The sequence below is a fragment of the Bradyrhizobium dasycarpum genome, assembly GCF_042019905.1.
GTDB classification, from domain to species: Bacteria; Pseudomonadota; Alphaproteobacteria; order Rhizobiales; family Xanthobacteraceae; genus Bradyrhizobium; species Bradyrhizobium japonicum_B.
In genome coordinates this window covers 968,558-981,082 of sequence record NZ_CP169574.1, presented here as the reverse complement: position 1 = coordinate 981,082, position 12,525 = coordinate 968,558, and the positions used below count along the sequence as shown (strand labels likewise).

The window sequence follows — 12,525 nt, the reverse complement described above, 5'->3', positions numbered from 1 at the left end:
AAATGCCCGCAAAACGATCTGGCGACACCGTGCCGCAGCGCCGCGATCCTGTCGCCACCCGCAACAAGCTGCTCACCGCGGCGCGCCTGGAATTCGCCCGGCACGGCTTTGCAGGCGCACGCGTCGACGAGATCGCGATGCGCGCAGGCGTCAACAAGCAGCTCGTCTACCATTATTTCGGCGACAAGGACGCGCTCTACCTCGCCGTGCTGGAATGGGTCTATGAGGACATTCGCGAGCAGGAGCGCAAGCTCAACCTCGAAGGCCTGCCGCCGGAGAAGGCGATCCGCAAGCTGATCGAGGCCTCGTTCGACCATCTGGCCGCAAACCCCGATTTCATCGTGCTCTTGAACGACGAGAACCGCGGCGGCGCCCGCCACGTCCGCGGCTCGACGCGGCTGGAAGCGATGCATTCCCCGCTTGTGAAGAGCGTTTCGCACATCCTCAACGAAGGGGTGCGCGCGGGCGTGTTCCGCAAGGGGATCGATCCGGTCCAGCTCTATATCTCCATTGCCGGCCTGTCCTATTTCTTCTTCTCCAACACGCCGACGCTGTCGGCGATCTTCGGCAAGGACCTGTCGAGCCGCGCCCAGCGCCGCGCCCGCCGCCGCCACGTCGCCGACCTGGTGCTGCAGTCGCTCCGGCCATAATCAACCAACTGGTTGAAACTTTCCCAGAACGCGGCTAGGCTCGCGACCTGCGGCCGCGTTGCCGCGGCAACAGGGAGCCATCGGTGGCAGGAGACAGGGCCCGCATCCCGCGCAGCTTCGCGATCATCCTGATCGTGCATCTCGCCGTGCTCGTGCTCTGGCAGGTCGCGGTCGACGCCTTCCAGGTCCCTAAATTCATCCTGCCCTCCCCGCTGGCGACGATCCAGACGCTGGGCACCGCGGGCTATGCCTGGGGCGCCAACACGCTGGTGACGGCGGTCGAGATCCTCGGCGGCTTCGCGCTCGGCGCCTTCGTCGGCGTCGCGCTCGCCGTGATCTTCAGCTGGGCGCCGCTGCTGAGCCTGGTGCTGCTGCCGCTGTTCGTGACGCTGAACATGATCCCGAAGGTCGCGCTCGGCCCGCTCTTCATCGTCTGGTTCTCCTACGGCATCGTGCCGAACATCCTGATTGCCTTCAGCATCTGCTTCTTCCCGATCCTGCTCACCACCGCGCGCGGCCTGCGCGAGGTCGAGCCGGATCTGCTCGATCTCGTCAAATCGCTGCGCGGCTCGCGCTGGATCCTGTTCCGCAAGATCCAGCTGCCGGGCTCGCTGCCTTACATCTTCTCCGGCATGAAGGTCGGCGCCATCCTGGCGGTGGCCGGCGCCATCGTCGGCGAATTCATCGCCTCCGAACGCGGGCTCGGCTACCTCATGATCCAGGTGCAGTCCTCGCTCGACACGCCCGCGATGGTGATGGCGGTCGTGCTGCTGACGCTGCTCGGTGTCGCGCTCTACGGCCTCGTCCTCGCCCTCGAACGCATGTTCGTGGTCGGCGACGCCAGACAGACCTGATAACGGCAGACCTTAAGGACCCAATCCATGCTGCTCACCCGCCAGACGCTGCCGAAGACCATCCCCGATGTCGCAGCCCTCGACGACCTCTTGTGCCGGCCGACGCAGGCGCTGATCGACGACCTCGCCAAGGTCGAGGGCGACATCATGATCCTCGGCGTTGCCGGCAAGATGGGCCCGACGCTCGCCGGGCTTGCCAAGGCCGCTGCGCCGGATCGCCGGATCATCGGTGTCGCCCGCTTCAGCGACGCGGGCGTGAAGGACTGGCTGCATGCGCGCGGGGTCGAGACGATCAATTGCGACCTGATGGACGAGACGGCGATTGCGGCGCTGCCGAAGGCGCCGAACATCGTCTTCATGGCCGGCCGCAAGTTCGGCGCCGAGGGGGATCTGTCACTGACCTGGGCGATGAATGCGCATGTGCCCGCCTTGGTGGCACAGGCCTTCCCGTCCTCGCGCATCGTGGCGTTCTCGACCGGTTGCATCTATCCCTTCGTCCCCGTTGACGGCAAGGGCTCGACCGAGGACATGGCGCCGAATCCACCCGGCGAATACGCGCAGTCCTGCGTCGGCCGCGAGCGCATGTTCGAATATTTCTCGCGCAAGCTTGGAACGCCGGGGCGGCTGTTCCGTCTCAATTACGCGATCGACATGCGCTACGGCGTGCTGCACGACATCGCGACGAAGGTGCTCAACGGCGCGCCGATCGACGTCAGCCTGGGTCATGTCAACTTCATCTGGCAGGGCGATGCGTCCGCGCAGGCGCTGCGCTGCCTCGCTCATTGCACGGCGCCGACCTCACCGATCAATGTCAGCGGCCACGAGATCCTGGCGGTGCGCGATCTCGCCGAGAAGTTCGGCGCAAGGTTCGGCCGCGCGCCGGTGCTGACGGGCAAGGAAGAGCCGACGGCCTGGCTGACCGATACGTCAAGGGCGATCGAGCTGTTCGGCCTGCCGGTGGTTGATACCGAGCAGCTGATCGCCTGGACCGCCGATTGGGTCGCGCGCGCCATGCCGAGCCTCGGCAAGCCCACCAAATACGAGGTGCGCGATGGGCGCTACTGAGGCTCTGCCGGTCCTCAAGCTCGGCGTGCAGGACGCGATCGCGGGGCTGGCGCTCTCGACGGAGGCGCACTGGAATCAGACCGAAGAGGACTGGCGCATCTTCCTGCGCGACGGCATCGTGTTCGGCATTCGTGACGGCGCGCGGCTGGTCGCAACCGCCGCCCTGCTGCCCTATTCCGGCAACAACGCCTGGATCAGCATGGTCTTGGTGTCGGCAACGCATCGGCGCCGCGGCCTAGCAACACGCCTCGTCGATGCGTGCCTGGACACCGCACGCAAGAACGGCCTGACGAGCTGGCTCGACGCTACGCCCGACGGCGCTGCCGTCTACGGCCCGCTTGGGTTCACGCCATCGCTGCAATTGCGCCGGCTGAAGCTGGCGAGGCCTGCCCGAGCGGAAGCGCCTCCATTGTCGTTAGCGACGCTCGATGCGCTTGCGATGCGGGATCGGCGCGCGAGCGGCTTTGACCGGACCGCGCTCCTCTCCGCCTTCGCCCAGCGTCCCGGCTCGCGCATCGTCGGCACGGACGGCGCCATCGCGCTGCTGCGCGACGGCCGCACCGCCCGCCATATCGGTCCACTGTTGGCCGACAATGCCGCGGCAGCCCTGGCTTTGGTTGATTCGATCGTGCGGTCTGAAACCAGCCCGCTCCTGCTTGACGCCGTCGCCTCGCAAGCCGCGTTCCTGGAAGGCCTGACCGCCTCCGGCTGGACCGTCGAGCGCCCGTTCCAGCGCATGCGGTTCGGCCCCGCCACCGTCACGGGTAAGGAAGCCCCATTCGCCGTCGCCGGCCCCGAATTCGGATAGGACATCATGCACCACAGCCAGATCAACAGCGACGTCCGCAGGCTGATCAATGAGGGCACTGTGCTGCCGGCGCATCCCCTCGCGCTCACCGCCGACCGTCAGCTCGACAAAAAGCACCAGCGGGCGCTGACGCGCTATTACATCGACGCAGGCTCAGGCGGCCTCGCCGTCGGCGTGCACACCACGCAGTTCGCGATCCGCGATGTCGGCCTCTACCGCCCCGTGCTCGAGCTCGCCGCCGAGACCGCGGCGAACTGGACCAAGCGTCCGCTGGCGATGGTTGCGGGCCTCGCCGGTCCGACAACGCAGGCGGTCACCGAAGCACGCACCGCGCGCGACATCGGCTATCACGCCGGCCTGCTCAGCCTCGCCGCGATGAAGAGCGCCTCCGAGGACGAGATCATCGCGCATTGCACGGCGGTTGCAGCCGAAATCCCGCTGGTCGGCTTCTATCTCCAGCCGGCCGTGGGCGGCGTCGTCCTGTCGAGCCGGTTCTGGCAGCGCTTCGCCTCGATCGACAACGTCATCGCGATCAAGATCGCGCCGTTCAACCGCTACCGGACGCTCGACGTGCTGCGCGGCGTTGCAGCCGCCGGCGCGCTCGACCGCGTCGCGCTCTACACCGGCAACGACGATCACATCCTGCTTGACCTGATGCTGCCGTTCGATCTCCGCGACAAGGGCGTCACCACGCGCACCTATTTCAAGGGCGGCCTGCTCGGCCACTGGTCGGTGTGGACCGCGAGCGCGATCAAGCAGTTCGAACGCTGCAAGGCGGCGCGGCACAAGGACAGCGTGCCCGCCGACCTGCTCGCACTCGATGCCCGGGTCACCGACTGCAACAGTGCCTTCTTCGATGTCGCCAACAATTTTCACGGCTGCATCGCCGGCTGCCACGAGGTCCTGCGCCGCCAGGGCCTGATGCAGGGCCTGTGGTGCCTCGATCCGAACGAGGGCCTCAGCCCCGGCCAGAAGGAGGAGATCGACCGCGTCACGCGCGAGCACGCCGACCTCGGCGACGATGCTTTCGTCGCCGCGAACCTGAACAAATGGCTGGCATGAGCCCAGATCCCTTCATCAGCCTGCAGGGCGTCCGCAAGGTCTATCGCAGCGGCGGCGCCGAATTCCTGGCGGTGTCCGACGTCACCATGGACGTGCAGGAAGGCGAGCTCGTCTCGCTGGTCGGCCCCTCCGGCTGCGGCAAGACCACGGTGATGAAGATTCTGGCCGGCCTGCACGGCGCCGACGGCGGCACTGTGCGGATCGGCAATGCCGACAGCCCGTTCGATCCGACCCGTGACATCGGCATGGTATTCCAGCAGGCGCTCCTGCTGAAGTGGCGGACGATCCTGGACAACGTGCTGTTGCCGGCCGAGATCGTCGGGCTGCCGATGAAGGCGGCGCGCGAGCGGGCGCGCGACCTACTCAACCTCGTGGGGCTCGCCGGCTACGAGCACAAATATCCGCAGCAGCTGTCCGGCGGCATGCAGCAGCGTACCGCCATCGCGCGCGCCTTCATTCACGATCCCAAGCTGATCCTGATGGACGAGCCGTTCGGCGCGCTGGATGCGCTGACGCGCGAGCAGATGAACCTGGAGATGCTGCGGATCTGGCGCGAGAGCGGCAAGACCATCATCTTCGTCACGCATTCGATCCAGGAGGCCGTGTTCCTGTCTTCGCACTGCGCCGTGCTGACGGCTGGACCTGCGAAGATGGCCGATTATTTTCCAATCGACCTGCCCTTCCCGCGCGACCTCCCGCTGAAGACCACCGATGCGTTCGGCGCCTATGCCCGGCGGATCTACGCGAAGCTGGGATTGGCGACAGCGTAATTCGCCGCTCCGCGGTCATTCCGGGGCGAGACGACGTCGCGAACTACGATGCGCAGTTGCGCATCTGAGAATCCATCGGGCCGCAGAACACGCGGTGAAATGGATTCCGGGTTCGCGCCAAGAGGCGCGCCCCGGAATGACGGTGACGGCCTAACGGCCTCGCCCGCTTCTCAGTGCCGCAGTGCCGTAGGGTGGGCAAAGCGAAGCGTGCCCACCAATGCAAGTGAAGCACGTGATGGTGGGCACGGCGCAAGTGCGCCTTTGCCCACCCTACCAGAGCGCGGCGCAATCGCGGCACCGCACTCCCTTCACATCAGCTCTTGTTGCGCATCTTGCTGAGCAGGTAGTTGTCGTAGAAGTTCTCCGCGATCTGCGTGTAGAACAGCAGCTCCTTCATATACGCGTCGTGGCTCTCCTTGGTGCGCTTGAACAGGTCGCTCTTGGCGGCGAGCTCGTTCAGATGGTCCTGGGTCGCGTTGTAGCAGGCCTCAAGCACCGGCTGCGGGAACGCCTTCAGCTCGGTGCCGCTCGCGATCAGCCGCTTCCAGCGCGCCCGGGTTCACGCTGTCGTATTTCTCGACCATCCACGCCCCGGCCGCCGAGCCCGCCTGATTGACGATCGCCTGGTATTGCTTGGGCAGCGAATTCCACTTCTCGTCGTTGACGATCATGTGCAGCATGGCGCCGCCTTCCCACCAGCCGGGGAAGTAATAGTATTTGGCAACCTTGTAGAAGCCGAGCTTCTCGTCGTCATAGGGACCGACGAACTCGACCGCGTCGATCGTGCCCTTCTCCAGCGCCGGATAGATGTCGCCGCCCGCGATCTGCTGCGGGACGACCCCGAGCTTTGCCAACACATGGCCGCCCATGCCGGCGATGCGGAACTTGAGACCCTTGAGGTCGTCGACGGTCTTGATCTCCTTGCGGAACCAGCCGCCCATCTGGGTGCCGGAATTGCCGCAGAGGATCGCATGGGCCTTGAACGGCTTGAGCGCCTCGTTGGTGAGGTCGGCGCCGCCGCCGAAGTGCCACCACGATTCCTGATGGCGATGGTTCATACCGAAGGGCGCGCCGGTGGCATAGGCCAGAGCGGGCTCCTTGCCGATGTAGAAATAGAGCGGGGTCTGCGCCATCTCTACGGAGCCGGTGCTGACGGCATCGAGCGCCTGCAGGCCCGGAACGATCTCGCCGGCGCCAAAGGTCTGGATCTGGAATTTGTTGTCGGTGGCCTCCGCTACGTATTTCGCGAAGGTCTGCGCCGTGCCGTAGATGGTATCGAGCGACTTCGGGAAGCTCGAGGTCAGGCGCCATTTGGTCTCGGGCGTGCTCTGCGCGATCGCAGGTGCAGCAACCAGCGTCGTCGCGCCGGCAACCGCGCCGCCCTTAAGAAATGTACGGCGTTTCATGATGGGCTCTCCTCAAAGTAGGTTTCAACATACGGCTTGCGGCAACAAACTTCGCGGATCGTTTGCCCGTTCCTGCAGCGGAGTTCAAGCTGTGCGGACAAGGCCCGCAGGCCTTCAGAGCAGCTTCGCGCTGACGAACAGCGCGCGCACGGCGTTGGTTGCCTGCACCGCCAGCATCGCATTACCGGCAGCGCCTTCCAGGGCCGCGACGGCGTCCTCGTGCAGGGAGCGGAATTCCATCCACTCGACCGACTTGAAGTTGGTGAGGAATTGATAGGCCTGGCCGACAGTCGCGATCGCCAGCGTGTCGCCGTTCAGCTTGATCTTGAACGTCGTACGCAGCGGGGTCTCGGAACTTGATGGATCGCTCATGGGCTGCTTCTGGACGATGACGGCTTAACGAAGGGGAAACGGCAGCCCTGCCCTGGCAGGCAAGAATATCAGGAATCGGTGCTCGCGCGCCGCGAGGCGGTCGTCGCCCCGCTCAGGCTCGGCACCACGACCAGACGGTTGAACTCGCCGTTGTCGTAGGCTTTGAGGAAACGATCATAGTCCTTGATCGAGACACAGCCATTGGAATCGCCACGCGGCCCGAGCAGGTAGCTGTGGGTGAGAAGGCCGACGCGGCCGAGCGCGCTGGTGCCCTCGGTCGGCGTCAAGCGCAGCGCGCGGATGCCGTGGAACAGCTTCTCGCGCGGCTTCAGATCGTAGATCGCCGGCGGGGTCGCGCCGACCATACGCTGATCGACATGATCGGGATCGTCCATCAGCGCGCCCATGCCGGAATGGGCTTCCAGCACGACGCCGCTCGGCAGGTAAACCGCCTTGGCCTTGATGTCATAGACTGCGGTCCGCGAATCGTAGCCGAGGGCGGCGAGATCCGGTGCCTTGCCGAACAGGCCGTCGCCGGGCGTCAGCGACGCCAGCCGGATCTTGTCGGTGAATTTCTCGAAGAAGTTGCGGTTATCGACCCTGGGATTGGTGGTGTCGGCATAGGCCTGGCTGGAGGCGATCTGAGCCGACAGGTCCGCCTGAACCGGGCGCGAGCGCGGCATCGGGATGGCGTCGGCACGCTGCGAGGACCTGGCCTCCTCGGTCAGGTAACGGTCGTCGTCGGTCAGGGTCGAACGCCAATCACCGCCCTGGAGCTTCTGCGCCAGCATCGCCTTGGCGTCGCGGAGCTTGAGCTGGACAGAATTCAGGGCGGAACGCTCCAGCGTTCTCAGGCCGAGCTCCCGGGCCGGCGGATTGCCGGACGCCGAGGCGAAGCGGTCCTCAAAGGAAGGGGTATTGGCCGGCGGCAGGGCGGCGGAGACCAGCGTGCTGGAATCACTCAAGGCCGAAGCCCCGATGTCCGCGACCCAGGCGGCGGCCCCCAGCGCCAGCGCGACGGCAGCCAGAGACAGCAAAACGCGCTCGGCCCGCCCCATACGGCGGCGCGGCAACAGCCTCTCGGCGCGTGCGCGGTCGGAAACCATCAGATCCCCAAATCGATCCCCGGGGGGCCCAACCCCCACCCGGAGACTCTATATCAGCTACCACATTGGGAGCCAAAAGTTAGGCATAATCGCGGCCGGCAAGGGCCCGACAAGGCATCCCCGGGGTATCCAATGACCGATCCTTTCGATCTCGAGCGCTTCGTCAGGGCCCAGGACCCGGTTTTTCGCGCCGTCGAGGCCGAGCTGGCCCGGGGCCGGAAGCAGACTCACTGGATGTGGTTCGTCTTCCCGCAAATTACCGGTCTCGGCTCCAGCGCCATGTCGCAGCGCTACGCCATCGGCTCCCGCGCCGAGGCGAAGGCCTATCTCGCCCATCCCGTGCTCGGGGCGCGCCTGATCGAATGCACCGGGCTCGTGCTCGCCGTCCAGGGACGGAGCATCAACGCGATCCTCGGCGCGCCGGACGACGCCAAATTTCGCTCGTCGATGACGCTGTTCGGCGCGGTGTCCGACGAGCCCATTTTCGGCGCGGCGCTCGCCCGCTATTTCGCAGGCGAGCGCGATGCCGCGACGCTGGAGATCCTGTCGAAGCTGGACCGACAGGCCTAGAGCCTGTGATCCACGCCCCTGGCGGGTAGCGGCAGAGAGCGTAAACCCGGGATTAACATCACCTGCCTATCGTCCGGGCAAAATAATTCTCCGCTATTTGCCGGACAGATCATGAAAATCGGTACGCTCCTGACCACCGCTATCGTTTCGCTCTCGACCGTAGGCGGCGGCCTCGCCGTCTACGTCGCCGTGACCAAGTACCAGACGATGGAGCGCATCACCGAGGCGCAAGGCCGGCTGGCGATCGTCCGCGCCGTCAGCGACATCCCGCGCTACCTCAATCCCGAGCGCGGCTTTTCCACCAATATCCTTTATGGGCCGGCCAGCATCGACCCGGCGCTGCTCACCGAGCAGGACAAGCTGCGCAAGCAGACCAACGGCGCCCGCGACAAGATGAACGCGCTACGCCAGGAGCTGCCCGGCTCGTTCGACGACGGCGCTGCCATCGGCAGCAACATCGACGGCATCAATGCGAAATTCACCGTGCTGCGCGAGGCCATCGACAAGGCGCTGGCAGGCCCAGTCGAGGCGCGCAAGGACGCGGCCAAGAAGATCGTCGCCGACAACGCCGTGCTCAACAGCGGCGTGACCGCGCTGCTCAACGAGCAGGTCCGCCGCATGGCGATCCTCAACGGCGACGCCTACCGCCAGGCCAGCTACGCCAACATCGCAATGACGTTGCGCGACGTCGGCGGCTTCAACTCCAGCCTGCACAAGAATCTCGTCGGCGGCAAGAAACCGGCGACCGACGCCGAGAAGGCCGACATTGCCCGCTCGCAGGGCCGCAACGATCAGATCGTGATGTCGCTGCAGGAATTGCGCGGCAATCCAACAACGCCGGCGAACGTCGCCGCCGCGCTCGAGAAATTCAACGCGAGTTACGTCGAGGAGTTCGGCCGCGAGCTCAAGCTGGTCAAGGACGGTGCGGTCAGCGGCAAGTACGAACACGACATGGAGACCTATTACGCCGCCACACAGCGCGGCCTCGGCACCATCATCGAGGTCCGCGACGCGTTCTATGACAATGCCGAGCAGATCCTCGCCAGCGCCTCCTCCGCCGCCCGCACCAGCTTCACCATCGCGCTTGCGGGCCTTGCAGCTGTGCTGATCGCGAGCATCGGCCTGATCGTGATGGTCCGCCGCCGCGTCTGCGCTCCGATCGTGAACCTGACGACGCGGATGTCGCGGCTTGCCGAGGGCGAGGTTACGGACAGCATTCCCGGCGCCGAGCGCTCCGACGAGATCGGGGCGATGGCTGCGGCCGTTCAGGTCTTCAAGGACAACATGATCCGGGCCGACCGGCTCGCGGCCGAGAAGCAGGCCGAGAACGACGGCAAGATGCGCCGCGCCCAGGCGCTTGATGAGCTCACCCGCGCCTTCGAGGCCAAGGTCAGCGAACTCGTCGGCGGCCTGTCGCAGGCGTCCTCGACCATGGAAAGCACCGCCCAGTCGATGACCTCGACGGCGGCCCAGACCAACAGCCAGGCCGCGGTCGTCGCCGCCGCCTCCGAGCAGACCTCGACCAACGTGCAGACGGTCGCCAGCGCCACCGAGGAGCTGACCTCCTCGATCTCCGAGATCGGCCGCCAGGTCGCACAAAGCACCGAGATCGCGGCCCGCGCCGTCGACAACGCCCGCCGCACCGGCGACACCGCACGCACGCTGGCCGAGGGCGCACAGAAGATCGGCGACGTCGTCACGCTGATCCAGAGCATCGCCGAGCAGACCAACCTGCTGGCGCTGAACGCCACCATCGAGGCCGCCCGCGCCGGTGATGCCGGCCGCGGCTTTGCCGTGGTTGCCTCCGAAGTGAAATCGCTGGCGGGCCAGACCGCCAAGGCGACGACCGAAATCTCCGAGCAGATCGCGGCGATCCAGACCGCGAGCGACGAGACCGTAGCCGCGATCCGCAACGTCGCCGACGTCATCGGCGAGATCGACCAGATCGGCACCGCGATTGCCGCGGCGATCGAGGAACAGGGCTCGGCCACCAAGGAGATCGCCCGCAGCGTCCAGGAAGCCGCCCGCGGCACCCAGGAGGTCAACACCAACATCTCCGGCGTGCAGCGTGCCGCCGACGACACCGGCGCCGCGGCGCGGGAAGTGCTGGTCGCCGCCGAGCAGCTCTCGACCCAATCGCGTGATCTCGCCGGACAGTTCGACCGCTTCCTCGGCGAGGTCAGGGCGGCGTAGGAGCAGATTGGTAGCCCGGCTCGCGCCGCGCACCATCCGGGCTACGGCACCGCCCTCGCGGCGAACGACGTCAATAAGGCGGCGGCTTGCGCGCCCGCTGCGCTTTCGCCGCCTCAATCCACCACGTCAGATCATCGGCGAAGCGCGGGAACGAGCGCTCCAGCGCCTTGCCGCCCTCGCCGATCGGCTCACCCTCAGCCGACAATGTCTGCGCGATCGGGCCGACGCCGATGGTGCTCGACACCACCACCATGCCCATCTCCGACAGCGTACCGTGCCAGGCGGTTGCGGCGCGCGCGCCGGACAGCCGGCCGGCCGAATAGCTCACGATCGCGGCCGGGCGCCAGAACCACTCTTCGAGGAAATGGTCAGTGAGATTCTTCAGGCCGGGCTGGATGCCCCAATTGTATTCGCCGGTGACGAAGACGAAACCGTCGGCGCCGCGGATCTGTCCGGCCAGCTTCTCCAGCGCCTCGGGAGCCGCGCCCTTGGGATATTCCTTGTACATGCGGTCGAGCATCGGCAGGCCGATCGCCTTGGCGTCGATCAACTCGACGTCCTCGCCGCGGCTGCGCAGACCATTGATGACGAAATTCGCAAGGCGGATGCCCATGCGATCGGCACGGTAGGAACCGTAGAGGACGAGAATGCGATGGCTCATGACGCGACGGTAGCACGAAACCGGCGGCCGGCTCCACGCCATTTATCAGACTAACGCCCGCGCCCGCGCTCCAGCGTTTGCGACGGTGTCTCACCGAACTGGTCGCGGTAACTTCGGGAGAAGTCGCTGAGATGCCAGAAGCCGAGGGCGAGCGCCACGGCCTTGACGCTGTCGGCGCCCGCGAGCAGCCGCCGGCGCACCAGCCACAACCGGCGCAGCCGCAAGTAACGGTGCAGGCTCATGCCGCGATAGCGGCGGACGACGTCGTGCAAGGTGCGGACGGACAGCCCGAGCTTGCGCGCAATCTCCTCGCTGTAGATCGGCTGCGAGAGATCATCGGACAAAAGCGCACTGATCTCCCGGAATATCCTGAAGTTTCGCTCGTCATTGGGGCGCAGGGTCCAGCGCACCGAAACGACATCCATCAGCGCGTGATCGACGGCTGCGAGCAGAGATTCCTTCATCGCTCTCGCCGTGAGGCGGAGATCCGCCGCCTCGACGGGCTCTGAAGCCGCGGCCATGACCTCGCGCACAACATGGCGCAACCTGTCCAGGCCGGCCGCGCTCGTTTCGAAGATCTTGAAGCTCCGGGAAGCTCTTGGCCAGCCGCGGTCCGTCACTTCCGGCCTAAAAATCACCGAGGCGATCTGGCGCTGCACTTCTTCGACGATGGTGTAGGCCGCGCCCCCGCTGCCGATGACAATCGCCGGACGCGCACGCTGCGAACCATTGAAGCGAATGGGCACGTCAAGGTCGTCCATGTTGAACCCGACCGCCGTGCAATTCTCGACAAGCTGCGCGTCGACCACGCGCGGAAACGCGGTCGTCAGATTCACGTCGCAGCCGGGCAACGACAGAATGATCTGCTCGGCCGAAATGCTCCGCACGAAAGGCGTGAATTCTAAGTCCAGGCCGCGGATGGCATACCGAAATTCATCGACGTCTGAAAAGCGAAATATCCTGGGTGCCAACCCGGGCACGTCATCAATGCTGTTCATGGCGGTGCGA

Annotated in this window: 12 protein-coding genes and 1 pseudogene; 8 read left to right on the top strand and 5 right to left on the bottom strand. The window is 65.9% G+C overall.

Annotated features, from left to right (window positions below; genetic code table 11):
• Positions 1-2 precede the first annotated feature (2 nt).
• From ACETMP_RS05025 to ACETMP_RS05000, 6 genes are all read left to right on the top strand, one after another.
• On the top strand, positions 3-650 hold the full coding sequence (locus ACETMP_RS05025) for a TetR/AcrR family transcriptional regulator (RefSeq protein WP_028136736.1): 648 nt from the start codon (positions 3-5) through the stop codon (positions 648-650).
• A gap of 83 nt (positions 651-733) precedes the next feature.
• Positions 734-1,504, top strand: a complete 771-nt coding sequence (locus ACETMP_RS05020; protein ID WP_028136737.1) for an ABC transporter permease — start codon at positions 734-736, stop codon at positions 1,502-1,504.
• Between the two features lie 27 nt (positions 1,505-1,531).
• A complete protein-coding gene (locus ACETMP_RS05015; protein ID WP_375160105.1) occupies positions 1,532-2,569 on the top strand; it encodes an NAD-dependent epimerase/dehydratase family protein in 1,038 nt (345 codons plus the stop codon).
• Complete coding sequence (locus ACETMP_RS05010; RefSeq protein ID WP_375160104.1) at positions 2,556-3,377, top strand: GNAT family N-acetyltransferase; 822 nt, start codon at positions 2,556-2,558, stop codon at positions 3,375-3,377. The genes ACETMP_RS05015 and ACETMP_RS05010 overlap by 14 nt, the downstream gene beginning before the upstream one ends.
• A 6-nt stretch (positions 3,378-3,383) precedes the next feature.
• Entirely contained in the window at positions 3,384-4,439 is a 1,056-nt protein-coding gene (locus ACETMP_RS05005; protein ID WP_375160103.1) for a dihydrodipicolinate synthase family protein, read from the top strand.
• On the top strand, positions 4,427-5,209 hold the full coding sequence (locus ACETMP_RS05000; protein WP_375160102.1) for an ABC transporter ATP-binding protein: 783 nt from the start codon (positions 4,427-4,429) through the stop codon (positions 5,207-5,209). Before ACETMP_RS05005 ends, ACETMP_RS05000 begins: the two co-directional genes overlap by 13 nt.
• A 313-nt stretch (positions 5,210-5,522) precedes the next feature.
• Here the strand turns inward: ACETMP_RS05000 and ACETMP_RS04995 are convergent.
• The 3 genes and pseudogenes from ACETMP_RS04995 to ACETMP_RS04985 all read right to left on the bottom strand — a co-directional run bounded on the left by ACETMP_RS04995 (position 5,523) and on the right by ACETMP_RS04985 (position 8,024).
• A pseudogene (locus tag ACETMP_RS04995) lies at positions 5,523-6,615 on the bottom strand (TRAP transporter substrate-binding protein).
• Between the two features lie 114 nt (positions 6,616-6,729).
• Positions 6,730-6,987, bottom strand: a complete 258-nt coding sequence (locus ACETMP_RS04990; protein ID WP_024338019.1) for a hypothetical protein — start codon at positions 6,985-6,987, stop codon at positions 6,730-6,732.
• Positions 6,988-7,055: 68 nt separating this feature from the next.
• The gene (locus tag ACETMP_RS04985; RefSeq protein WP_375161840.1) at positions 7,056-8,024 is read right to left on the bottom strand and encodes a DUF2778 domain-containing protein; all 969 of its coding nucleotides are present in this window, start codon (positions 8,022-8,024) and stop codon (positions 7,056-7,058) included.
• A 201-nt stretch (positions 8,025-8,225) separates the two neighbouring features.
• Between ACETMP_RS04985 and ACETMP_RS04980 the strand changes: the two genes are divergently transcribed.
• Both ACETMP_RS04980 and ACETMP_RS04975 read left to right on the top strand, forming a co-directional pair.
• Positions 8,226-8,663 (top strand): DUF1810 domain-containing protein, encoded by a 438-nt coding sequence (locus tag ACETMP_RS04980; protein WP_375160101.1) that lies wholly within the window; start codon positions 8,226-8,228, stop codon positions 8,661-8,663.
• Positions 8,664-8,774: 111 nt separating this feature from the next.
• Complete coding sequence (locus ACETMP_RS04975; RefSeq protein ID WP_375160100.1) at positions 8,775-10,856, top strand: methyl-accepting chemotaxis protein; 2,082 nt, start codon at positions 8,775-8,777, stop codon at positions 10,854-10,856.
• Between the two features lie 70 nt (positions 10,857-10,926).
• On the opposite strand, the gene ACETMP_RS04970 is transcribed toward ACETMP_RS04975, so the two are convergent.
• Entirely contained in the window at positions 10,927-11,517 is a 591-nt protein-coding gene (locus tag ACETMP_RS04970; RefSeq protein WP_375160099.1) for an NADPH-dependent FMN reductase, read from the bottom strand.
• Between the two features lie 50 nt (positions 11,518-11,567).
• A complete protein-coding gene (locus tag ACETMP_RS04965) occupies positions 11,568-12,515 on the bottom strand; it encodes a helix-turn-helix domain-containing protein (protein WP_375160098.1) in 948 nt (315 codons plus the stop codon).
• Positions 12,516-12,525 lie beyond the last annotated feature (10 nt).

Excerpts from the sequence above, each read along its gene's own strand:
- ACETMP_RS04975 (WP_375160100.1), top strand. The coding sequence starts at position 8,775 with ATGAAAATCGGTACGCTCCTGACCACCGCTATCGTTTCGCTCTCGACC.
- ACETMP_RS05010 (WP_375160104.1), top strand. The coding sequence starts at position 2,556 with ATGGGCGCTACTGAGGCTCTGCCGGTCCTCAAGCTCGGCGTGCAGGAC.
- ACETMP_RS05025 (WP_028136736.1), top strand. The coding sequence starts at position 3 with ATGCCCGCAAAACGATCTGGCGACACCGTGCCGCAGCGCCGCGATCCT.
- ACETMP_RS04970 (WP_375160099.1), bottom strand. The coding sequence starts at position 11,517 with ATGAGCCATCGCATTCTCGTCCTCTACGGTTCCTACCGTGCCGATCGC.
- ACETMP_RS05015 (WP_375160105.1), top strand. The coding sequence starts at position 1,532 with ATGCTGCTCACCCGCCAGACGCTGCCGAAGACCATCCCCGATGTCGCA.
- ACETMP_RS04965 (WP_375160098.1), bottom strand. The coding sequence starts at position 12,515 with ATGAACAGCATTGATGACGTGCCCGGGTTGGCACCCAGGATATTTCGC.
- ACETMP_RS05005 (WP_375160103.1), top strand. The coding sequence starts at position 3,384 with ATGCACCACAGCCAGATCAACAGCGACGTCCGCAGGCTGATCAATGAG.
- ACETMP_RS04990 (WP_024338019.1), bottom strand. The coding sequence starts at position 6,987 with ATGAGCGATCCATCAAGTTCCGAGACCCCGCTGCGTACGACGTTCAAG.
- ACETMP_RS04980 (WP_375160101.1), top strand. The coding sequence starts at position 8,226 with ATGACCGATCCTTTCGATCTCGAGCGCTTCGTCAGGGCCCAGGACCCG.
- ACETMP_RS05000 (WP_375160102.1), top strand. The coding sequence starts at position 4,427 with ATGGCTGGCATGAGCCCAGATCCCTTCATCAGCCTGCAGGGCGTCCGC.